Consider the following 22,252-nt stretch of genomic DNA (forward strand, 5'->3'; position numbering starts at 1 on the left):
CTGATCAGACAACAGGCCAGTTTGAGGAACGCTTCGTGGATGTCGGCAGCCGGTGCTGTTCTACGAGGTCCATCAAAGATTCCGGCGGCATCTGACCGTCTGGCGTCAGCCGATCTACCACCTCCGGTAGCACCAAGGCGAGCTGGTCGGCGACCTCCTGGACGGGCGTATTTGTTACCCATGCCACCTGGTCAATCACGTCGTCAGGCAGCGCCCACCCGAGCTCCGCGCCGCTGATTAGCTCGTTCTCGTCGGCACTCAGCCAGGATCTGGCTTGATCCCCGAGGTCGGCGTTCTCCAGCTCGTTCAGCAATTCTTCCAAGGGGTTGTTGTCCTCGCCCGCCACGTCATGGCCGTAGCAGCCGAGCAGAGCGCCCACAAGATTGGCTGCACCGTCCCTACTGGGCTGACTTGTAGGTAGGTCTTTCGAAGTCCTCTCGGGCATGACTGCGCCTTTCGTCGCAGGTGGTCAGGAACCGCTCAAGGCTCCTGACTGACAATGCGACGAAACTACCGATTCCCGGTGCTGCTATGGAGTTGCCACGCCTGTCCAGACTGCCATCAGGCCGGATCCACCTCTTTGCGCTAGGCATTGTGGCGCCGGGCTCGTCATCCCACACCGCCGTGCCGCTGGCCAGCCCCCCCCACCGCTTGGAAAGAGGAAACATTCATTCCCGCAAACAGGTCCGTGCCGGTGTCGAGCACACCTTCACACGCATGAAGAGGTGGAAGATCCTGCGCGACTGCCGCCTCAAAGGAGACGGCGTTTAGTTGTAGAACTCGAATTCCGAGTTCGGATAGGCTTTCACGGAAACACTGATCTGGGACAGTCGCGCCGGAAGATCACGTGGCCCTTCGGCGTAAACGATCTTTTCGTCGGGCTCCTGCGGCACAGGATCTAGATCATCGAGCGTGCAGCCAATGACAGATAGCTTCGTCGCCAGATCGTCAAGATCGGCATCTACGGGGACCCTCAGAAGCCACTTCATGGAAGCCTCCGACGTAACGGCGGTCTAGGTATCGAAGCAACCTTACTCCCGATGTCGGCACGCGCCAGGAGTCACGGCTTGTGGAGCAGGTTCCAGTAGGACGCCGCCACGTTCAGGATCCCCTGTCCATACCCCGGATCCCAGGGCGAGCCTGTTGTGCTGACCAGGCCAGCCAAAAGCGCCTTGCGAAGATCGCCAGGCGACAGCTCCGGGAACGCTGACAGTAGAAGTGCCGCCGCGCCGGCCGCGATCGGCGTTGCCGCTGACGTTCCGCTGTCGAACGGTGACGCGCTGGTCCCACCTGGTCGCCCAGGGCCGAAGTTACCAAAGAAATGCGTGTAAGCAGCGAGGTCCGGCTTCTCTTTTTCGAACATGCCGGGCCCCTGGGAGGAATACCCGATACGCTCGTGACGACTGTTCACCGCAGCAACCGTAATCACTTCGCGGAGGCTGTTCGAGGCATGGATGGAGAGACCAGGCCCGATGCCACTCGGATGACATCTACCGGTGGGGCATGGCTCTCCACAATTACCCGCAGCGAAGAAAGCAGCCGCTCCGGACGCTACCACCTCGCGCACCTTGCGGTGCAGTGGGTGATCCAAATCGTGAACTTCATGGAAGGGCTGATCGTTGCGATCCGGCACTCCCGTGTAGCCGTAGCTATTTGTAGTCAGATGGGGCGTTCCATCAATACGACGCTGATCCAGAACTGCCTGGAACATTGCCAGGGCACCACCTGAGTTGGGCACGCCGAGGAATGGATAGTCATACAGGCGGGCTGCAGGTGCTGCAACGAGTACGTCCGCAGCACACATGGAACCGTGACTCGTAATAGGAGCTGAACCGGGCTGACGCGAGCTCCCAATTCTCGCAAACCCCCCAGAAACCGGGTATGCGTCTCCATTGATCCCTTCGTCGATGATTCCAACAGCCACATTCTGGCCGCGGAAACCGTCGCGCCATAGAGGGGAGACACCAAGGAGTTGCCGAATGACGCTGATGTCGACCGCCGGCCTAAAAGGCCTGCAATCGACTCCACTGCGTGACCGGGCGAGATCGAAGGTCTGGACTTCGATCTCCTCGATGCCCGGTTCCTCATCACCATAGAGAAACAGTCGTGAATTCGGCCAAACGCCGACGACGCCGTCTCGCTCGCGCAATGCGTCAAGATTAGAGTGATCGACCTCCACCGGGATCACTAGACTCGCACCAGGGAGGTCATCATTTGTGTTAGGGTCGGCGAAGGCAGCAAGGTCCGACGGCATGTCATAGCCGTTTTCTCCCGAGCGGGTTCCGAACATTGGCACAGGAGCCAAATTTTCGTCCGGCTCGACGCCCAGACCAGCGGTAGACTCCAGCGCATAGGCGCACTGCTCGTACGCGTTACTTTCAGAGGAAACGGCGGCGCTGAATGCCTGAAATCCTTCCTTGTGCAGCCCTCTCTCAAGCTCCACGAGAACCTTAGCCTTTGCCATTTTGAACCGACTCCTTGCTGGCGAGCGCCGACTTGGGCGTGTCTTGTGTGGGATTACGGAATCACGCTCCCACCTGAGCACTGGGCCCGCACCTTCTGAGGCGCTCACAGGGCCATCATTCACCACAACGGAGTGATGACCTTGCTCGTTCCGTATCGGTGAGCGATGCACGGTTTAGGGATTATTGATTGAATCGGAAACCTTCGCCTTTACGTCTGAAGTCATGTTCTCCCTGTCGCAGCGGGGAGGCTCCCTCATGCAATGAGGCGGGATGCTGGCACCCGTACGATCGAGACAGGGCGCGGGGCAGCCAGGAGTGATTGCGGTGACCGTGCCGCCGAGCGCCGAGCCCACGCTGTGGGAGCTGCACCGCGCCGTGTCACAGCTGCGCGAGGATCTGCGCGGCGATCTCGCTCAGCTCGCTGCCCGTCTCGATCACGTGGTCACCGAGGATGTCTACCGGGCAGACCAGCGGGCCATCGAGCAGCGGATTGGCCAGGTCGAGGCAGGGCTGGCCGGCCTGCGTGGAGAGCATGAACAACTGGCGGAGCGGACGGCCCAACAGCGTCGCGAGGATCAGGACCAGGCGGCCGCAACGCGCCGACTGGTGATCAGCTCCTTCGTTTCACCGCTGCTGGTGATGACGGTGCAGCTGTGGCTCGCCTCGCGGGGATCGGCTCTGTAGCAACGGAGCCACGTATCAATGAATTTGAGGCGCGGGGAGATTGAGAGCGCCAGCGTTGGCGACACCCATTAGCCCTGACCGCCTGGTCGCGGCCCTTCGCACCGAGGGCGTGAAAGTCGTAGAACGGCCGGGATGGCGTGGCCACAACCGTAACCACAAGGGGCCGTGGGGCCCAGTGAACGGGGTGATTATCCACCACACCGTCACGTCGGGCACGACCAGCACAGTCAGCATCTGCGAGAACGGCTACTCGGGCCTGCCGGGCCCGCTGTGCCACGGCATGATCGCGAAGGACGGCACCGTCTATCTCATCGGTAATGGTCGGGCGAACCACGCCGGCCGAGGAGACGGTGATGTGCTGCGCGCGGTCGTCGCGGAGCGGTCGCTGCCCTCGGTCAATGACGCCGATACGGACGGCAATACTCACTTCTACGGGTTCGAGTGCGAGAACCTCGGCGACGGAGTGGACCCCTGGCCGCAGGCTCAGCTCGATGCGATCGAGCGCGCGGCAACCGTGCTCTGCCGCTTCCACGGGTGGAGTTCTGCTTCGGTGATCGGACATCGCGAGTGGCAGCCCGGCAAGATCGACCCCAAGGGCTTCACCATGAGCTGGCTGCGCGAGCGGATCGCCGCGCGCCTGAAGTCCAAGCCATCCAGCGGCAGTTCTGACGGTGGATCGAAGAGTGGCGGCAACTCAACCTACGTAGTCAAGAGCGGCGACACGCTCTCCGGCATCGGGAAGAAGCTCGGCATCAACTGGGAGCGGATCGCTCAGGCCAACAAGATCACGGCTCCGTACGTCATCAAGCCCGGGCAGAAGCTCGTGATCCCGGCGAAGGCGAGCGGAGGTTCGTACGCGCCGCCTCCATTTCCGGACGGTCTTGCTCCGGGCCGCTCGTCACCGTCTGCGAAGGGCCTTCAGCGGGCGCTGAAGGACACCGGCTGGCTCGACCCCTCGGTGCCTCTCTCCGACAACTACGGCCCCAACACCCAGAAAGCCATGACCGGCTTCAACCGCAAGCACAACCTGTTCACCACCGGCCGCCCCAACGACCCGGCCATCGGCCGGCGCGGCTGGGACCTCCTCCACCGACTTGCCTACGGGAACTGACACCTTGATCGACTTCATTCACGCCCACAGCACCCGCCTGTACGCCATCGCCGCCGCGGCGCTGTCCCTGATCGCCTACTACATTCATGACCTGCCGACTGGGCTGATCCTCGCCCTGGTCGCCGCGGTCCTCGGCACCGGCGAAGCCGTACAGCGTGTGGAGAACCGCAAGACCGCCAAGGCCCTCCACCAGGATCCGCCCCTGCCCACACAACTCTGAACCAAATGAAGCTGACCTACTGCGACTTCGAGCTACGTAAGTAGCCCCGGCCTCCTCCTGACGCTGGCGTGATCGGCACCATCGGGAGGAGGCCTGTGCCTCACGTAGGGAACTCGCCGCACCAGTTGCGCCCCAGGAGGGTGGCGGGCAGGTACTCGGACTCAACCTCGATGGGGATGCCCGCGTCGTGGGCGAAGCAGGCGATGGCGAGCGGCGCGAGCGCGACGAGGCCCGGAATCGTGGCGGCTCGGTCCTCCTCGCTCCAGTACTCCTTGTGCCACTGGAGGGCGGCGACGAGCACACGGTTGAGGCTGGCGTGGTCCTTGCGGACGATCCGGTGGAACATCTCCATCGGCGGGTACACCAACTTGCCCACCGCCTCCGGGTCGGTGACGGCTTCCGGGTCCGCGCCGTCCACCGCGGCCACCAGCTTCTGGCCGAGGTCGGGGCCGCCGAGCCAGTAGGTCTGGAGGGTGTCGATCCAGGCGAACTGGAACTCGTCGAAGCGCGAACCGTTCTCGCGCAGCAGGGACAGCGGCACCTGGCACAGGGCCGTGATCCTGTCCCGTTCCCGGCACACCACGGCCAGGTAGAAGGCAGTGAGCCAGGTGTTCGGGTGCACATACCACTGCGGGCCGGTGGCCTGGAGTATCCGATCCTTGTGCGCAATGCGGCACTGAACTCGCGCCTCGGTCGTGGTCGCGGCAGCGAACACGGCGGAGCCGACCTGCATCACGTTCACCCAGGCATCCCACGTGGGGAAGATCGAAGCCCTCGGGTCCATCAGGCAGTGCGCCTTGGCCAGGGTGAGCATGGTGCCCAGGGCATCGCCCAGCCTGGTGGAACGTGCCTCCAGCCCGTCGATCAGCTCCTGTGCGTTGTTTTGGAGCACGGCGAGGCCCGCTTCCGCGTTCCCCGTGGGAAAGGGGTGGCGGGGGATATTTGTGGTCATCTATACCTCAGGTCGGAAATCGCCCCGCCAGGCGCGCTTGAGTAGCTCACTGGCCAGGTAGTTCGGCCTCGACCACCCTGCCAGGTACCTCAGGTGGGGAACTCGCCGAGCCAGCCATGCTGGAGCAGGTGCTTGGGCAGGTACTCGGACTCGACCTCGATCGGGATATCCCCGTCATAGGCGAGGCAGGCGATGGCCAGCGGACCTAGGGCGATACTGCCGTCGATGTCCGTTTCCCGTGCCTCGTCCATGGTCCAGTACGTCTTGTGCAGCTTCAGCGCCTCCACCAAGGCCGGGCTGAAGCCCTCCACATCCCTGCGCACGAAGTGGTAGAAGAGGTTGATCGGCGGATAGAGGAGCCCCTGCAGCAGGTCCTGCGGGGCAATCCGCGCCACCGCCGGATCCGACGCCCGGAGCGTGGCGGTGAGCTTCTCCGCCAGTCCAGGTCGCCGGAGCCAGTACGTCTGCAGCATGTCCACCCAGTGATAGATGTACTCGTCATACTGCCCCTCCGGCGAACGCAGCCGATCCAGCGGGATCTCACACAACTGCGTCATCCGCTGCTGCTCACGGCAAATGACCGCCAGCCAGAACGCCGTCAGCCAGTTACCCGCATCGGCGGTCGACTGCGGGCCTATGGCCGGAAGGGTCCGCAGCTTCCGGTTGATACGGCATTGGACGGCCCCCTCGCTCATGCCCGTCACGGCGAACAGCGCCGAGCCCACCTGCATCGCGTTGACCGCGGCCTCCCACGTCTCCACCGCCGCCGCCCGCGGGTCGATGACACAGTGAGCGCGCAGCGACAGGACAGCGGTGCTGAACGTGGAGGCGATCACGGCCGTCGACTCCTCAAGACAGTCGATGCCCTTGACGAGGTGCGCGTCCAGCCGCTCCGCGAAGCTCTCGGCGTCGGGTCCTCCCGGCACACCATGACGGGCAATAACTACGGTCACTGTGTGACCGAAGGGGAGCCAAGGATCTTCGCCGTCACCGATTCGATGAACGCGGCAGCCTCGATCTCTGTGATCTCGACATGGTCCACTTCGTTGTGACCGAGGTCGTACAACTTGAGGTACTCAGTCGGCTCCCAGCGGAGATGACGGGTGAAGGCTTCATCATGCGTCTGACCTTCGTCGATTCGACGCCGGACGATTCCGCGCGGTTTGTGCCGGGGGTAGCCCTCGCTGACCTTCGCGTAGTAGGTGATCCGACCTTCGGCATCGAGGGCGTCGAGTGTGGCTGGGGCGAGCGTGACGAAGGGCGTGGCGGAAGCGTTGCTCTCCACGTTGCCGAGCCGGATCATCACGCCGTTGAGGTCGAGATACTCCTCCAGGAAGTACCCGCCACCCCGTTCGTACATGAGCAGGAGCGGTTCATACGGGTCTGGCAGATCGGCCGGCAGGTCGTCAGGGGTGTCACGGAGCGCCGCCCACCGGATAGCGGCTCGGCAGGTCCGCTTCAGCGAAGTCGGGGCGAGCCCGGTCAGGACTCCTTCCACTTCGGCGGCGACGTCGGGGGGCGTCTGGAGCTCCGCATCGACGTGCTCCGCGATGTCGAAGAACGGCCAAGACTGCTCCGCCCCATAAGCACGCGCCCACATAGCCGCTCGTCGCAAATATTCGCGCATGAGCAGAGCACGCGAATTGGCGTGATCGGATGCCCCGAAATCGTCGGACCAACCGATGGCACGCAGTCGCTCCAACACCCTGCGTGAAGAAATTTCGGTCACGTCGGGTTCACACCCTTGGCGGTGTACGTCAACGGGTCCATGGCCCTTCCCGACTTGCCAGCGAACGACAGTACCGTGGCCACCGCCCGCCTTACCCGTACCCGATGCCCCCTGGCGCCACCAATGTGGTGGCTCCCTGGAGCGCGTGAGGCAGGCGATGGCGACGGGGCAGCCACATGCCACGCCGGTTGCCCGCAACCTCGTGTGGGTGAATTTGGCGAGATACCCAGGGGCAAAGGCTCGGCAGGCTGTCCGCCCCACCCTTTCGTCACAGCAAGTCGGTCAGATCGGGCCCGAGCCCGTCGATGATGTCGGGGGCCTTGATCCCATGGCCTTCAGCAACCCCGAAATAGGTCGGCTCGCCAGGCTCCGCCGCAACTCCCAGCAAGCCGTCCAGACCGCGCAATGCTGCCGCTAGGCGTGGGGCATTCTGCGAGTGCACGGCGGGATGTGGCCTCCCCCGGAAGTCGCATAGGCCCCATACATCGTGGTAGACCGACAGTTCCGCCGAGGTATCGACGGGGTCGGGAGATACGGTGAGTTCGACCAGACGAGGTTCGCGACGTCGGTTTCCTTCAGCGCCGAGCCAAGTACCCGGCCCCACCACCAGGATCTCCGACATCTCTGCTGCTGGGCATCCAACCGGTTGGCATGCCCGTGCCTGTACGGCGATCTCGGCATCATCCAGAGCACGCCCCACGAGGTTGAGGCGGCTGTGGATCCCGAGCCCACCCTTGCCCACCTCGAACCAGCTCCACTCCAAGGACGCAGGCTCCAGCAACTCGTATTCCTGCAGGAGGGCAGACATGCGGGCGGCCGTCTGGAGAGCTGATTCCAGCCCTGGCTCCATCACGTCATCGAGATTCCAGAACCATGAGCCGCATTCCCTCGGCGCGCGCATCAGAGTCGGCATGGAACTTCCTTACGGCTTGGTCGCATTGGTCGGGAATACGGTGAGAGAACCGTCTTTAAAGCGTAGCTCGAAAGAGGCGTTGGCCCGATCTGCAGCCCTCTGAACGTTCTTCAAGGTTACCTCCGTCAACGCGTCCTTGACATCATCGATGTCAAGAATCGCGGCCTTGACCTTAACGCCGGGGCCCGCCAATTGCTTCTTCGCAATCTTCGACACCGCCGACCTGATCCCGTCGGCGCTCTGAACATCCTTGAGTTGGGCACCGTACTCGATGCCGTTCTCAGACCTGACCAGAACATCCAAGTCAAGCTTGTCCTCGGGCAGCTTGAGCTCAAATCCAATGTTGTCCACGTTCTTGGCCTGCAGTTCAGCCGCATGCTCCATTGCCTGATGAACAGCTGGCATCATATCTTTCTGCTTCACCTGGAAGATCAGGTCCTTATACCCTGGGCTGCCAGAGAATCGTCCGCTGGCGATGTATTCGGCGACAGCCGCTCCGTACCCGGACTTTCGGAGCTGGGTCAGCATTCGCTCTTGGTCGACCGGAGGCACCTTCGACTCCACCAGAGCTGCCGTGACTGCTTCCTCCTGCTCGGGGGCCATCTTGTCTATAGGTTGTTGCGCAACGCGATCGCCTTCCAGATGCACGGGAGGCTGCTCGCCAGGGGCGCCTGGGCCGTCTGCTCCACTACCGTCACCGCCCGATCCACCGCCGTTCCCGGAGCCGGCGTCGGACGAAGCCGGCCCGTCATGGCCGCCGTATGGCCCGTTTCCGTGACTGCCCTGGTGCGGAACTCCCTGCCCATCTCCAGTGCCGTGGCCTCCCCCAGTGGGCGTGGTGTCCGTGGCCCGGCCGCCGCCAGCGCCGGTGGGGTTGTTGTCCAGGTTGTTCGTGGGCATGTGGTTGCCCACGCTGCCGCCCGGGGCGCCGTGGTCGCCGACGCGGCCCGTGGGGGTGTTGTCGCCCAGGCCACTGTCGCCGTGGCCCGCGTTGTCGCCGGCGCGGCCTGGGCCGGAGATGTCCGAGCCGACGCGTGTGGCGTCGTCGCCCCGTCCGCCGACGCTGGCCAGGACCGGCTGTTCCTGGCGGGCCGGGGTTTCGATCCGTGGGTTGTCCGCGCCTGTGGCGGGTGGGGCGGTCTTTTCCTTGCGGGCGTCCTCGGCGCGCTGGAAGAGGCTGCCGTCCTCGTTGTAGATGTCGCCTCTGCCGCTCGCGTACTTCCCGTTGAATGGGTCCTTCACCGTATTCGGCGGGAAGGTGACCGTGCCCTCGGGCAGCTTGATGCTGCCGTCTGGGAGTTTGGTCGCCCCTTCTGGGATGGCAGCGTCCTTGGGCAGCTGGATCGTGCCGTCCGGCATCTTGGTGGCGCCTTCGGGCAGGCTGTAGGCACCCTCTGAGATCTTTGGGACCTCGACGTGGCCAGCGTCCTTGAGGTGGGCCATCACGTCGCCGATCTTCGACACGCCCGCGCCTGCGCCCTTGAAGACGTAGGTCATCGGGTCGATGGCCTGGCCCGCTTTGCCGGCGAAGGACAGGGCCTTGGAGGCCGCGCTGGCCTTGCCCGCGCCCGATATGGCGCCGCCGCCGCCACGGGTGACGATGGCGGTAAGGACGTTGAAGGTGACCGCGCCGGCGGCTCGGGAGCCGTTCGATTCCCACTGGTCCCAGGCCACGAGCGCCTTGCCGGTATCCACCATCGCGGTACGCGATTCCCGCAACCAGGAGGGAAGCATGTCCCCCGGCAGCATCCAGTAGGCAGTGTTCAAACCGGGCATCGTGCTGATCGTGACTGCGGTGGAGAGCTTGGCCAGACCTTTCCACGCCTCGCCGGCTGCGTCCCCGCCGTCCCAGCCGAACAGGGTGAGCAGGCCCCTGACGGTGCCCCACGCGCCGTCGATGATGACGCCCTTGCCGAAGTCGTAGGCGTGCTCCCACACCTGCCACCAGGGAACGGATTCCTCGACTGCGTCGCCCCAGGGCAGGCTCTTGGACTGCTTGAGGGCTTCGGCGTCATAGCCGTACCCCGTCTTGTGGGAGGCGTCGATCGTGTGGAGCGCATGGCCGCCTACCAGCGCGACGATCTTGGCATGGCAGTCGCGTTCGGCTTCCTGGAACGCGGCCCAGACCTCGGCAATCTTGTTGCGGCGGCCCAGGTTCTCCTCGATCAGGTCGCCGTCCTCACTCCAATCGTCTTCGGCAGCTTCCTTGTCGCGGAAAGCGGCGGCTTCCTGCCTGAGCTGCTCCAGCTGCTTGACCAGCGGAGTGATCTCACGGGCGTAGGTGTTCAGAGCCTTGGCGATGACGTGCATGTCGTCGCTCAGGTCGTGTGCCTTGTCCTCCACCGGTTTCGTGACGCCGAACAGCTGCTCCGCCTCGGGCGCCTTGTAGAAGGCGGACAGTCCGCCGAAGGACTTGTGGACGTCCGAGCCGATGGTGTGGACCTTGGAGCCGCCGCGGGCCAGCGCCTTCGCCTTGGTTTCGAGAAGGTCCAGATTGCCGGTGAAGACCGGTACCTCGGCCGGATCGACCGGCGCGTCGCTCACTGCTTCTTCCCCCCGAAGTCCTTGAGAGCATCCAGCCGCAGCCTGCGGGCGGCGGTCTGGGCATTCTTGGCCGCCTCCAGATCGCCCTCCACGTACTCATTGGTGGCTTTGGCTGCGCCCAGGACGGCGGCCTGGCAACGATCGGCCATCGCCTTGAGATCCGTCTTGCGCTTTTCTTTCGCGTACTCGGCCAGCGCCGCGCCAACCGGCCCCATCGACTTCTGCGACGACCACTTCGGAGCCTCTTGCGGCACCACCGGCCCTTGCGGACGCACCGCGGCCTGCGAACCCGGCACGGCCGTACCCGCCGCCACAGCCACCTCCTGCATATCCGCAAACAGGGTGGTCAGGGCCTTCCCCAGATCTTCGGCATGCGTGCCGACGACCTTCAACTGGCCCTGCACTCCCTGCGGCTGAATGTCCCACGACGCCATGAACGCCCCCTGCATACCTCTCTGTCGCACCGCCGCCACAATCCGCACGGCGCCGCCCCCCCAACAGCCGGCAACCCGCCGGCGCACCGCGAAGGACTGCTTCTCCTGCCGGTGCGCCGGGCTGGTTCAGCCGATGTTGCCGACCGCGGACTTGGCGCGCGAGAGCGTCTGGTGCGCGGTCGCGTCGTTCTTCTCCAGCGTCGTCTTCAGCAACTGGATGATGCTCTTGACCTCCTGAGAGGCACGGTTCCAGCGCATTTCCTTGCCGTGGTACTCCTCCGCGACACCGTCCGCCGCAAAATCCGACATCGCTGCCTTCACCTGCGCATCACGCGCCGCCATCACCTGCTCCAGACGCGCGATCACCGCCTGGATGTTGCCCTGCGCCTCCGCCGACGCGCCCGAGTCATACGAACGACGATCACTACCAGCAGCCATCACAATCACTCCCCGCCAAGATCTGAGTACCTGCGCCGCAATCGGGCTGTCAGCGGCCCGAGAAGCGAGCCGCGTCGAAGTTCGCCGCCGACATCTGCGACCGAGCGTTGTCAGCCTGCTCCTGGTCACCAGAGCTGAAGGCCGACTCCATCCCCGACTGACCTCCCACAATCGCACCCAGCGCACCGTTCAACGCCGACGTGATCTCGTCCGCGCGCGACTTGAACGAGTCGAACGCCACCTTGCCCGACCCGTTGAACTTGCTCTCCAACGGCTGAGCTGCCTGCACGAGCTGGCGGATCAACGTCCCCAGTTCACCACTCGACCCCTGCGACTGAGACCTCAGGGTCGCAAGCGTCTGCGCTCCCATGTCGAACTTCATCGGGCTCCCCCCGCCAGACTTGACGATCGTATGTACGGTCATGCCTATCAACCGCGGCGTGACCGGTGCAATTCACAATCCCGATGCTACGGCCTAGGTATGACAATGGCTCAAAGCTGCCAGGTGGCGACCTACCGCTGCCTTCAGTGCGCTGGGCCTGGAGGCCCACCTGGCCGGCTCCACCGGCAGGTGCTCTTTACGCGCCTTTCAGATGCCGCATCAGGCGCTCGAAGTCCTGCCAGCCCGATAGGTCCGACGGGTCGCCCGGCAGCGGGTAGTACAGCGCAGAGCGGGTCTTCGAGCCGAGGGGGACCGGCGGCTGGGCCAGCGGGGTGTGCCGGGCGCGGTCGCCGGGCATCTGGCGGACCTCCTCCGCGCCGAGCACGAAGGCCATCGGGACACCAGGCCCCTCGAAGCGGGGCGGCACCGCCAGGTCCCGGCGGGCCTTGCGCAGCTGTACGAGCATCGACTGCAGGTGGTGGCGGGTAGCAAGCACCTCCGCGGCCCTGGGCAGAGCGTCGACCGGTGGCTCCTCGTCGGGTCCGTAGCCGAACATCAGCGTGACGTGTTCCTCCACGCCCGCCTTCGTACGATTGATGCGCACCGTGGCGAGGCCGGGTCGGCCGGGGGTGCCGACGACCACGATCCAGGTTGGTTCGGGAGCCCTCTCGTAGGCGAGGTCGGTCATCTGGCGTGGCGACCAGGGGAGGTTGGCGGGTTCCGCGGTTCCCCACCCGGCCGGGGGTTCGCCGGTGAGTTCGCGCCATATCGACTCCAGCGCGCCGCCGAGTACCAGACGTTCGTCTGCGGGGTGGACCGCGCGGAAGGTCACGGCCAGCTGACGCTCGCCGGTGATTTGGGCCTCCTGGTAGGAGGCGGCCACCGGGGTGCGTGGGTCGTCGTCGGTCGCGTCGGCTACCGCTACGGGTGCGAACATGCCTTCCTGCCAGCGCAGTACGGCTCCGGACAGTCCGTCGTAGTAGCCGTCCCGCTCATCCCGCACGACCCAGCGGGAGGGCCAGCTGCTGAGGCTGTCGCGTACGGCCGGGGAGAGCATGGTCCCTGCCGGGGTGACGACCTGGAGGCCCAGTTCGGCGACTGCGGCGGTGCGGAACGCGTCCTGGAGCCAGGCCGTCATGGCGACCACAGGGCGGTCCTGGATGACAACGGCGACTTTGTCGGTGAGGACATCGACGGCAGGCTGCGCGGCGGCGGGTGTGGGCGCGACGCTCACGCCGTCGGTCTTCACCACGGCCACGGACTGCGCGGCCTCCGGTGGCCAGGCGGAGCCGTCGGCCAAAGCGGCAAGCCGGGCCGCGAAGGTGCCCGCGAGCCGCTCGGCGTCTTCGACACCCGTGGTGGCGCGGGCTTCGGTCCACCAGTACGGAACCGGCGGTGGCGTGGCTCCGAGCAGCCGCTCGGCCTCGCCGTCGACCTGCACGAGCAGCGGTGCCTCGACGGAGACGAGGGGCCGGCCCTCGTCGTCGCACAGTCGCATGACGGCGCCCTCGCCGACTGTGTCGACCAGCTTGTCGGGGCCTCCGGAGAGCAGGCCCGCGAGCATGGTCCACGGGTCGGGCATGCGCTGCGTGAGGGCGATGACGTCCTTGGTCATGTGGTCGTCCGGTCCTTAGTCGTTCGTGGCATGGATGCCATACAGGGCGTGGCTAGGGTGCGTGGGAGAGCCTCCTGCGCGGCGACCGGCAGCGCCATGGCGCCCCTCGTGGCTCGCGTGCGCGGGAGAGCTCTCCGGTGTGTCACTGAGGGGAGTACACGGTCTGGATCAGGCGGTTGGACTGGCCCCTGCGGATGAGGACACCGCGGCCCGGCGGCTGCTGGGAGGCGTACACCCCGGGGAACAGTTGGCCCTCGCTGCGGTCCCCCGCCATGAGGAGCGCCGAGGATCCTGATTCGCGCAGGCCCTGGACGAGGGGTTCGTAGATGCCGCGTGAGGCGCCTGCGACGCGGCGGGTCAGGATGAAGTGGAGGCCGATGTCTGCCGCGGAGGGGATGTAGGGCAGGAACGGGGCCAGTGGTTCCTGGCCGGCGGTGGTGAGCACGTCGTAGTCGTCGACGAGGACCACGATCCGCGGCCCCCCGCCCCAGCTGCCAGGCTGAAGATCCTCAAGGCGCGTGCTGTCATCGGGCAGCCGCTTGTCCAACACGGTGGTGATACCGGCGGCGAGACCCGCGCACAGCTTGGCGTTGTACGCGTAGCCGCCGTTGAACTCCTCAGGGATCGCGCCACGCAGACTACGCCTGGGATCCATCACGGCGAAGACCAGCTCGTCCTCGCCGTAACGATCGATAAGACCATTGGCGATGGTCTTGATGAGGCTGGTCTTGCCGCATTCGCTGTCGCCCATGATCAGCAGGTGCTGGTCATGCTGGAACAGGTCAAGCAGAACAGGATCGAGCGCCGTCTGGTCCAGGCCGATCGGCACCCGCTGGGGTTCGGCAACCGGGCCCGGCAGGAGATGGGGCTCCAGAATGTGCGGCAGCACCCGCACCGACTGCGCGACCTCGCCGCTCCAGGTGGCGCGGATCGTCCGGGCCGCTCGCTCCAGGACCACCCCGAGGTCCGCGGTATCGGCGAGTGAGTCCGTACGGGGAAGAGCGACCTGTGCGAAGAGTTTGCCGTCGGTCAGGACGCGGCCGGGCTCGTCCGGCGAAAGGGTCGCGGCGAGCTTGTGGTCGATGCAGGACTCACTGGGGTCGTTCAGCCGCAGCTCGACGCGGGTGCCGAAGTTCGACTGGACTGCGATGCGCACGTCGTTCCAGCGGAGCATGCCCGCCACCACGTGGATGCCGTAACCGCCACCGCGTTTGAGAATGTCGGCAACGTCGTCCTCCAACTCCTCGAAGTCGTCGCGCAGCGCGCCGAAGCCGTCGATGACGAGCACGATCTCGGCGGAGGCCAGCTGCGGCAGCCGGCCCGCCGCGTGCAGGTCGCGCAGCTGCTCGACGGAGTCGATGCCATGCTCACGGAAAAGGTCCTCCCGGGCCGCGAGCATGGTCCGTATCTCTTCGACAGTGCGTGCCGTGCGCTCGCGGTCGGCGCGGCCCGCGATGCCGCCGACGTGCGGCAGGCCCGACAGAGCCGCCAGGCCGCCGCCGACCAGGTCGAGGCCGTAGATGCCGACCTCCTGCGGGGTGTGGGTCAGCGCGAGCGAGAGGACGAGGGTGCGCAGGAGCGTGGTCTTGCCGGACTGCGGGCCACCGATGACGGCGGCGTGGCCACCCGCCACCGTGAGGTCCAGGTACCACTGGCCCTGCCACTGCTTGGCCGCATCGTCGAGCAGCCCGAGAGGGACCTCAAGCGGACCTCGACGCTTGGAGAGTTGGACACCGCGCGGGCCGACGTCGAGCGGTCCGGCGACGGTGTCCAGGGCGACAGCATCGGGCAGCGGGGGCAGCCAGATACGGCGCACAGTACCGGCCGCGTTCGCCAGCTGCTCGACCATGACGCCCAGCTCCGTCGGCCCCATCTCGCGGCGCCGCACCGTTAGCTCCTGCGCGCTCGAATCCTCCGCGCCAGAGCTGGTGTTGAAGGTCTCGTACGGGAGGGCGAGGGGCCCGGCGCCCTCTTCCTCCGCGCGTTGCACGGGGCCGCGGTAGGCGCCCGAGACATAGCTTGCCTTGAAGCGGTCGTAGTGGCTGGTGTCGACCTTGAGGTAGCCGAATCCCGGCAGCGGCGGCAGATGGAAAGCGTCCGTGGTGTCCAGGACCGTACGGGATTCGTCGGCGGAGAAGGTACGCAGGCCGAGCCGGTAGGAGAGGTAGGTGTCCAGGCCCTTGAGGTTGCCGCCCTCGATGCGCTGGCTCGACAGCAGCAGGTGCACCCCGATCGAGCGGCCGATGCGGCCGATGGACAGGAACAGGTCGATGAAGTCCGGCTTGGCGGTGAGCAGTTCACCGAACTCGTCGATGACGACGAACAGATGTGGCAGCGCCTCCAGGTCGGGCCGCTGGCAGGTGCGCAGCGCGGCGTAATCACCGATGTCGGCGATGTTGCCCGCGTTTTTCAGGACCTGCTGGCGGCGTTTGACCTCGCCGGCGAGCGAGGCGTGGACGCGCTCGACCAGGCCGGCCTGGTTCTCCAGGTTGGTGATGACACCGGCGACGTGCGGCAGGTTCGCGAACGGCGCGAAGGTCGCACCGCCCTTGTAGTCGACGAGGACCAGGGCAAGGTCCTCCGGTGGGTGGGTGGCGACCAGGGCGAGGACAAGGGTGCGCAGGAGTTCCGACTTACCGGAGCCGGTGGCGCCGACGCACAGGCCGTGCGGGCCCATGCCGAGCTCGGAGGACTCCTTCAGGTCCAACAGCACCGGCTCGTGGGAGTCGTTGATGCCGATCGGTACGCGCAGGAAGGCACGTTCGCCGCGCGGCGCCCACAGACGCGAGAGGTCAAGTTGCGCCATGTCGTCGATGCCGAGCAGGGTGGCGAAGTCGACGGGCCCGGTCAGGGGAGCGTCGGCGAGCGATTCGGCGGACAGGCGCAGCGGCGCCAGCATCCGGGCCAGTCCTTCGGCGAACGGAATACTGACCTCGTCGACGGTGCCGTGGGCGCTGATCGGCTCCTGCTCGCGCAGGTCTTCGATCATGGCCTGATCGCCGTCGACGGTGATCCGGACGCCGACATGTCCCGGCTCCTGGACCCGCTGTTCGAGCAGGTGTAGGACGGTGATGCCCATCTCTCGCAGGCCGACCGCCTCGTCGGGGCGCGGCAGGTCGACGGCGTCCTGGCCGTGTCCGTCGGCAACGACGAGCAGCCGGGACGTCATGGCGAGGGCGTCTTTGCCGGACAGGCCGCGGCGCACCTCGGCCGCGTAGGAGGCGCGGCGGCGCAGTTCAGGGCCGAGCTGCCGGGCGAGCTGGGGTGCGGAGGGGGCGATACGGCGGGCGGCGACGGGGCCGTCGTACTGCTCGGCATCGAGCAGATGCGGCATCCACTTGGCCCACTCCCAGTCGGCGAGCCGGTCGCCGGGCACGGCGAGTGCCATCGCGACGTCGTCGGGGGCGTGCGTGGCGGCTGCTTGGACGAGCAGGGCGCGCGCGACGCGCAGGCAGTCCTCGCGGGGGCCGATGACGCTGACGTTGCCGACACGGTCGAGCGGGACGGTGAGCGGGAGTTCGGTGCCGGTACGGAAACGGGCCATCAACGCCGACGCCTCATTGAGCATGAAACGGTCGGGCGGGGTGAGGACCGACGAGCCCTGCTGAGCGATCTGCAAATCACGTACCGGCATCTCGCCGGTGCCGACACGCACACGCAGAAAGTCACCGTCGACCCGGCGGCGCTCCCACAGACGAGCCGGATCGCGCACGATGTCATAAAGGGCGGGCGGCGGCGGGTTGAGGACATCGGCGCGCTCGCGCCGCGCGCGCTCCTCGGCGGAGAGCTCCTCGCGCAGGTCCTCCAGATAGGCGAGATACGCCTCACGCTGAGTGCGGCGAGTGCGCTGGGCCTTGCCACGCTGCGAGAGAACGAGCACGACGGACCCGATGACGGTGACGACGAGGATGATCGCACCGAGCGCCGCGAACTGACTGTTGCGCACCACCGTCATCATCACCACCGACGACATGACACCGGCGACAGGCAGCAGCGACATCGCGATGTTGCCCGCCTTCCCCTCAGGGAGGTTGGGCGGCGCCTCGATGATGCGTGCCTCGGAGGGGGCCGGCGGCCGGGTGGTCCTGGCCGGGCGGTGGATCAGTCGGGTACTCATCGTCGTCCGTCATTCACGGTCGGGCTCGGCATCTGGTCAGTAACGCTTCTGAGAGAGGTGGAAGACGTCCGCGGCAAGGCGGGCAGCGGCCTGCCTAGTCGGGTGAGCGATCAATTCGGGATGGACCGGGCCGCCCGCTGCCAAGTGCCGGTCGTACGGCAGAACCTGGACGCTTACCCCGGTGGACTTGAGTCCGTGGGCGGCCTCGTCGAGGTCGAGTCCTGAGTGGGGCACCAATTCGGTGAGCACGACGACCGTGCCGGCGATGACATGCGGGGGCAGCTTCTGCATCCACTGGAGCACCGAGTACGTGCTGGTGATGCCTTCTGGCGTGGCGGGGGCGGTCAGCACGCGGCCATGGGCGGCGGCAAGTGCGACCCGGGCGACTTCGGCGGGCAGTGTCTCGCAGTCGATGACCATCACACCGAAGTAGCGGCGCAACGCGACCACAGCCCGCTCGTACGTCCGGCTGTCCAGCATCACGCCGATCTGGCCCTGGCTCGCGGGCAGCAACCAGGCATTGTTGGGAAGCTGGACGAGGTAGCCGGTGACGTCGAGTAGCGACATGTCTGGCTTGACGATGTCCGCGATATCGCTGGTCGTCCAGCGCCGCGACTCGACGCCGAGCCGCAGCGGCAGCGAGCCGAGTGCCGGATCGGCCTCCAGGAAGAGGACCGGGTCCTGCCGGTAGTGCGCGTACGTCGTTCCGAGCAACGCGGCCACGGTCGACTTCCCGGATCCGCCCCGGATGGAGGTGACGGCAATCTGTCGGCCGGTCGTCACTGGCCGCTGTAGAACCTCGGCGGTGCGGGTGACCTCGGCGACCTCGCGGGCGGCTGACGAGGAGAGCGTGCGGCGCAGGGCGCGTGCGGCACGTGCGGCGAAGGACTCACCGTGCTGTGGCTTGAGGCGTACCGCGCCGGCCAGGCCCACCTCCACCACGGGCCGGGAGGTAGGGGCGATGTGGGGTTGGGGGTCTGGGGCGTACGCGGGCGGGGCTTGCTGCTTCTGTTCCTGGTACGGGTAGCCGGCCTGTCGGGGCGCACCACCGTCAGGGGCGGCGTCCGGTGCTTGGGCGCTCTGTGCAGGCAGGCCCGGGCCCGGTGCGGAGGTACGGTACGCCTGCCCACCGGGGCCCTGTACACCCTGCTCGGCGCCGCTCCTCAGGTCGCGCAGCACTTCACCCTGCCAGCCGTCTCCGTTCGGCATGCCCGCCCTTCACCCCCAACCTGTGGCCCCACCCGGAGCACCGGCACATCGACTCAGAACTGGTGGAGCAGCTGCCCGTACACACCGAACACACCAAAGGCGAGCGGGAAGAGCCCCACCATGCCAATGGATTCGACCAGATCGCCCATGCGCCGCAGTCGCACCTGCACATGCTCGGGCACCTGCACCGCCAAAACGAGCAGCGGCAGCACCGCAGCCGCACACAGCACGGCGAGCGGCCCGGCGCCCCCTGCCTGCTCCATCCACAACATCACCAGACGCACGACCAGGCACGACGCAGCGGCAAAGAGCGCCACGACCTCAGCGATCAGCGGGAAAGCCCGCGCCCTCGACACCAGCACCACAACGACAAGCGACGCCAGCCCCACGGTCCACACGGTCGGCTTCTCGGCCAGGGTGAGCAGCCATCCGGCGGAGGTCGCCGAAACCGCAGTGACAGTCGTCGAGAGGACAAGGCCGCGGTGCGTCGCCGCGAGCGCGGTGCCCACCTGGTAACGGCTCACAGAGACCCCGCCCGAGCGACGGTCATCGAGCGCGGTGAGCCCCGACGCCATCAAGGCCAGCCGCGGCAACAGCCCGAGCACCACCACAGAGAAGACTGCCATGACGGCGCCGAGCCTGGCCGGATCCCCCTGAACGGCGGCCACCGCCTCCCACACGACGGCGATCGCGGCAGCGGTCACGGCACCAACCAACCCGCCCTTGCCCAGCGGCGAGAGGTAACCGAGGAACACAAGCGTCAGCACCAGCGCGCCCGCGACGGCAGCGAGCCGCGCGGTGCCTGGCCAGCCGTCCGCATCGGCAGCCGTCCACGCGGTAAGCACCCCAAGCCCGCCAGAGGCGACCAGCAGCGCGGTCGCCAGACCCCGGTTCCCCCGTCCGACCTTGGCGACCAGCGCACCGGCCACCAGCAGCACGAACGTGACGGCCGAAAGAGCACCAACCACGACGCCGAGCGGGAACTCACGGCGGGCGAGCAGCGCGGCAACCACCGCGAAGATGACGGTCGCCCCGCCCGCGCTGGCCCGGCGCGCAGCGGGACGCCAGCGCCAAGCCCGCAGATCGAGATCGTCAGCCACCTGGTCGGTGACGTCGTGCACTACGGGAGCGGGCGGCGCAGAGTGCGTTGTGACGAGCCGGAGCACGGCACCGTCCGCAATCCCGGCCGACGCCAGCGTGCTGTCGTGCGGCAGGACGGAGCCATCGGACGTAATCAACTGCCGTGTCAGCGGGCGCGAAGAAAGCCGGTCATCCAGCAACTGCAGGATATCCGGGAGCAGCTGCCCAATCGGTGTGTCGGAGAGCAGGACGACGTCGGCCCGGCGTCGCTCGCCGACCAAGGTCACTCGGCTCAGTTGCGCCTGGGAAGTCGTTGCTCTGCTCACCACTTACGGGAACCTATCATCGCGGCGTTGACGAACTCTCGGGCCAAACCGGACATGCCTGTGCTGCTGTCTTCCGCCCGGCCCCGCGTCAGGGAACCCTTCTCCCATCACGGGGAGCTCTTCGCGTATTTCCCGGGTATGCGGCAAAAGCCTGTCCGAATCTGATCTCTGGACTTCTAGGATTTCGCAGACCTCGTCGGCTGCTCGAACTGCTGCACCTGGCGCTGCTGCTTCTCCTGCTCGGCCTTCTGCTGCGCCAGCGTGTGCTGAAGGAAGGACCACCCCACGCACCCCGCGCACAGGACGGCCGTGATGGCGATCCCCGCAAACACCTTCCCGAGCCGATCGTCCGCCGTGCGCCGCCCCCGCTGTGCACCGAACAGTAGGGCGTCCCGCATCCTGCGCCGGCGTACCGCCACAGACTCCAGCAGCTGACTGTCGTAATCCCGCGCCATTTCCTCGTCCGTCGCCTCAGTCGCCCGCCGCCTCAGCCACGGCCGATGAACCTCGGTCATCGGCGGCTACGCGCCAGCCGTCACCCCGAGTCCGCCCGCATGATGGCGCACATCTGCGTGTGTCGGCCGCGCAGCGGCCTCTTCGAGCACCGTGATGCGTCGAGCGTACGCTTCTGGCTCTTCGCCAGCGCACCGGGCCTTCACTTCGTGACGGCCCGGAGGGCGAATGCCGGGAGGTGATCGCCTCCGTTGTCTTTAGGGCTGCCCATGACCAGGAGCCGCTTACCGCTCTGGACGACGAACCAGGGCATGGGGCAGGGGGTGTTGAGTGCCGGGTAATGCTTGCCGCTTTTGCATCCTGCATTCGTGCTGTCCATCGTTCCTCTGGCGAGCACAGTGGCGGAGCCGGAGGGGCGCACGCGGACGATGTACGCGAATTTCGCTGCCTTCGTTGGGGATGTGTTGGCCTGGGCATACAGGCCACCTCCGCGCGCCGGGGTCATCGTGATCGCTGTCTGCGAGGAGATCGGAGTCTTCGTTCCCGGAATGTTCCCGCGTACCGATAGCGCGCGGGGCCCGTGGCCGGGCGCCAGGACGAGCATGTGCTTCAGCGTGCTGCCTGCGTCCGTGTAGATGGTTCCGGTGGCGTCGACGGTGGCAGCAGGAGTTCCAGATTTCTTCGGGAAGGTGTAAAGCCTGGTCTTGTGGGTGCCCTTGAGGGACCAGAGGGCGTGTTCGTCCTTCACGACCATCGAGCCGTCCGGCCGGGCGCCGATGGGGTTGGGGTGCTTGAAGCGAGGAGCGTTCACGGGGCGGACTTTGGCATGGCGGTCGACTCGGAACAGCCCCTTGTAACCGCCGACGAGGAGCTCGCCGTCCGGGGCCACGGCTATCGAACCGTCGATGCCCAGGGACGGGATACGCGCGACCTTGCTCACGGCTCCGTGCGGGGTCATCTTCAGGATGATGTCCATGGCGGTCCCGACGTCTTGTTTCATCAGGTAGACGTTTCCGGACTGGTCGGAGGCGAGCTGGCGGGAACCGTAAGGGTCTGTGGCGTAATTTAGGTCGTATTTCGAACTGAGCCCTGCAAGTGAGAAGGTAGCGAGCTTGCCGGGTTTGGGCTCGGGTAGGCCCGTGGATGCATCCTTGGTGGAACTGTCCGAGCAGCCCGCGAGTGTAAGTGCGGCGGTGGTGGTGACGCCGCAGAGCGCGGCGAAGGGCCGGGCCATGCGACGGGGCCGCGTACCGGCCATCGAACGCCCCCGCCCAACGCCTTGGGCCACGAAATTCATCAACAGTGACACTCCCCCGTGCCTGGCACTGTGCAATGGTCTGGTCATTCAGCTGCTGAATCAACCTAACAGGCGGCCTGGAACCGACTCACGCAAGTCGGTGCCACGTGACAGAGGCTCCTCGCAAAGTGCCCACGTGCACCTCTACGGCGAGGTGGAAAACAGCACTATGAAGGGCCGTCAGCTATCTATGCTCGTTCCTGTGCGGTCCGCTACGGGGCAGTACCCCGACACCGCGCGTCCCGAGGGAGTCACGCGTGACCTACCAGCAGCCCATGCCGGT

General features: G+C 66.4%; 20 protein-coding genes and 1 pseudogene. 4 read left to right on the forward strand and 17 right to left on the reverse strand.

Annotated features, from left to right (window positions below; all coding sequences use genetic code 11):
• Window positions 1-4 precede the first annotated feature (4 nt).
• The gene (locus tag AB0I10_RS12415) at window positions 5-379 is read right to left on the reverse strand and encodes a YidB family protein (RefSeq protein ID WP_363152362.1); all 375 of its coding nucleotides are present in this window, start codon (window positions 377-379) and stop codon (window positions 5-7) included.
• 214 nt (window positions 380-593) lie between these two features.
• Here AB0I10_RS12415 and AB0I10_RS12420 point away from each other — a divergent pair.
• A pseudogene (locus AB0I10_RS12420) lies at window positions 594-771 on the forward strand (IS5/IS1182 family transposase); the annotation flags it as partial.
• Here AB0I10_RS12420 and AB0I10_RS12425 read toward each other — a convergent pair.
• Both AB0I10_RS12425 and AB0I10_RS12430 read right to left on the reverse strand, forming a co-directional pair.
• Entirely contained in the window at window positions 768-989 is a 222-nt protein-coding gene (locus AB0I10_RS12425) for a hypothetical protein (RefSeq protein ID WP_363152363.1), read from the reverse strand. The pseudogene AB0I10_RS12420 and the gene AB0I10_RS12425 overlap by 4 nt on opposite strands.
• Window positions 990-1,060: 71 nt before the next feature.
• Entirely contained in the window at window positions 1,061-2,464 is a 1,404-nt protein-coding gene (locus AB0I10_RS12430; RefSeq protein WP_363152364.1) for a S8 family serine peptidase, read from the reverse strand.
• A gap of 325 nt (window positions 2,465-2,789) precedes the next feature.
• Here AB0I10_RS12430 and AB0I10_RS12435 point away from each other — a divergent pair, with 325 nt between their 5' ends.
• Genes AB0I10_RS12435 through AB0I10_RS12445 form a run of 3 tightly spaced genes read left to right on the forward strand, consistent with a single transcriptional unit; the run spans window position 2,790 to window position 4,480 of the window.
• Entirely contained in the window at window positions 2,790-3,149 is a 360-nt protein-coding gene (locus AB0I10_RS12435; protein ID WP_363152365.1) for a hypothetical protein, read from the forward strand.
• A 55-nt stretch (window positions 3,150-3,204) separates the two neighbouring features.
• Entirely contained in the window at window positions 3,205-4,260 is a 1,056-nt protein-coding gene (locus tag AB0I10_RS12440; RefSeq protein ID WP_363152366.1) for an N-acetylmuramoyl-L-alanine amidase, read from the forward strand.
• A gap of 4 nt (window positions 4,261-4,264) precedes the next feature.
• Window positions 4,265-4,480 carry a hypothetical protein gene (locus AB0I10_RS12445; RefSeq protein ID WP_363152367.1) on the forward strand — a complete coding sequence of 72 codons (216 nt, stop codon included), beginning with the start codon at window positions 4,265-4,267 and terminating at the stop codon, window positions 4,478-4,480.
• A 100-nt stretch (window positions 4,481-4,580) separates the two neighbouring features.
• Here the strand turns inward: AB0I10_RS12445 and AB0I10_RS12450 are convergent, their stop codons facing one another.
• The 14 genes from AB0I10_RS12450 to AB0I10_RS12515 form a co-directional block, all read right to left on the reverse strand.
• Window positions 4,581-5,432, reverse strand: coding sequence for an immunity 49 family protein (locus AB0I10_RS12450; RefSeq protein WP_363152368.1), 852 nt, complete (start codon window positions 5,430-5,432; stop codon window positions 4,581-4,583).
• An 89-nt stretch (window positions 5,433-5,521) separates the two neighbouring features.
• Window positions 5,522-6,385 (reverse strand): immunity 49 family protein, encoded by an 864-nt coding sequence (locus AB0I10_RS12455; protein WP_363152369.1) that lies wholly within the window; start codon window positions 6,383-6,385, stop codon window positions 5,522-5,524.
• Window positions 6,382-7,161: a hypothetical protein gene (locus tag AB0I10_RS12460; RefSeq protein ID WP_363152370.1), complete on the reverse strand. Its 780-nt coding sequence runs from the start codon at window positions 7,159-7,161 to the stop codon at window positions 6,382-6,384. The genes AB0I10_RS12455 and AB0I10_RS12460 overlap by 4 nt, the downstream gene beginning before the upstream one ends.
• A gap of 268 nt (window positions 7,162-7,429) precedes the next feature.
• Window positions 7,430-8,074 (reverse strand): hypothetical protein, encoded by a 645-nt coding sequence (locus AB0I10_RS12465; RefSeq protein ID WP_363152371.1) that lies wholly within the window; start codon window positions 8,072-8,074, stop codon window positions 7,430-7,432.
• A gap of 9 nt (window positions 8,075-8,083) precedes the next feature.
• Window positions 8,084-10,618 (reverse strand): hypothetical protein, encoded by a 2,535-nt coding sequence (locus AB0I10_RS12470; protein WP_363152372.1) that lies wholly within the window; start codon window positions 10,616-10,618, stop codon window positions 8,084-8,086.
• Entirely contained in the window at window positions 10,615-11,052 is a 438-nt protein-coding gene (locus AB0I10_RS12475; protein WP_363152373.1) for a DUF6507 family protein, read from the reverse strand. The genes AB0I10_RS12470 and AB0I10_RS12475 overlap by 4 nt, the downstream gene beginning before the upstream one ends.
• 126 nt (window positions 11,053-11,178) lie before the next feature.
• On the reverse strand, window positions 11,179-11,490 hold the full coding sequence (locus AB0I10_RS12480) for a pore-forming ESAT-6 family protein (protein ID WP_363152375.1): 312 nt from the start codon (window positions 11,488-11,490) through the stop codon (window positions 11,179-11,181).
• 49 nt (window positions 11,491-11,539) lie between these two features.
• Entirely contained in the window at window positions 11,540-11,872 is a 333-nt protein-coding gene (locus tag AB0I10_RS12485; RefSeq protein ID WP_363152376.1) for a hypothetical protein, read from the reverse strand.
• 196 nt (window positions 11,873-12,068) lie between these two features.
• Entirely contained in the window at window positions 12,069-13,487 is a 1,419-nt protein-coding gene (locus AB0I10_RS12490) for a DUF6177 family protein (protein WP_363152377.1), read from the reverse strand.
• Window positions 13,488-13,629: 142 nt separating this feature from the next.
• A complete protein-coding gene (gene eccCa, locus AB0I10_RS12495) occupies window positions 13,630-17,604 on the reverse strand; it encodes a type VII secretion protein EccCa (protein ID WP_363152378.1) in 3,975 nt (1,324 codons plus the stop codon).
• A gap of 36 nt (window positions 17,605-17,640) precedes the next feature.
• A complete protein-coding gene (locus AB0I10_RS12500) occupies window positions 17,641-18,813 on the reverse strand; it encodes a MinD/ParA family protein (protein WP_363152379.1) in 1,173 nt (390 codons plus the stop codon).
• A gap of 53 nt (window positions 18,814-18,866) precedes the next feature.
• Window positions 18,867-20,222 (reverse strand): type VII secretion integral membrane protein EccD, encoded by a 1,356-nt coding sequence (eccD, locus tag AB0I10_RS12505; protein ID WP_363152380.1) that lies wholly within the window; start codon window positions 20,220-20,222, stop codon window positions 18,867-18,869.
• Window positions 20,223-20,395: 173 nt separating this feature from the next.
• Window positions 20,396-20,674, reverse strand: coding sequence for a hypothetical protein (locus AB0I10_RS12510; protein ID WP_363152381.1), 279 nt, complete (start codon window positions 20,672-20,674; stop codon window positions 20,396-20,398).
• A 200-nt stretch (window positions 20,675-20,874) separates the two neighbouring features.
• Complete coding sequence (locus tag AB0I10_RS12515) at window positions 20,875-21,969, reverse strand: hypothetical protein (RefSeq protein ID WP_363152382.1); 1,095 nt, start codon at window positions 21,967-21,969, stop codon at window positions 20,875-20,877.
• Window positions 21,970-22,252: the final 283 nt, after the last annotated feature.

It is taken from the genome of Streptomyces sp. NPDC050636, assembly GCF_040654775.1.
Classification (GTDB): domain Bacteria; phylum Actinomycetota; class Actinomycetes; order Streptomycetales; family Streptomycetaceae; genus Streptomyces.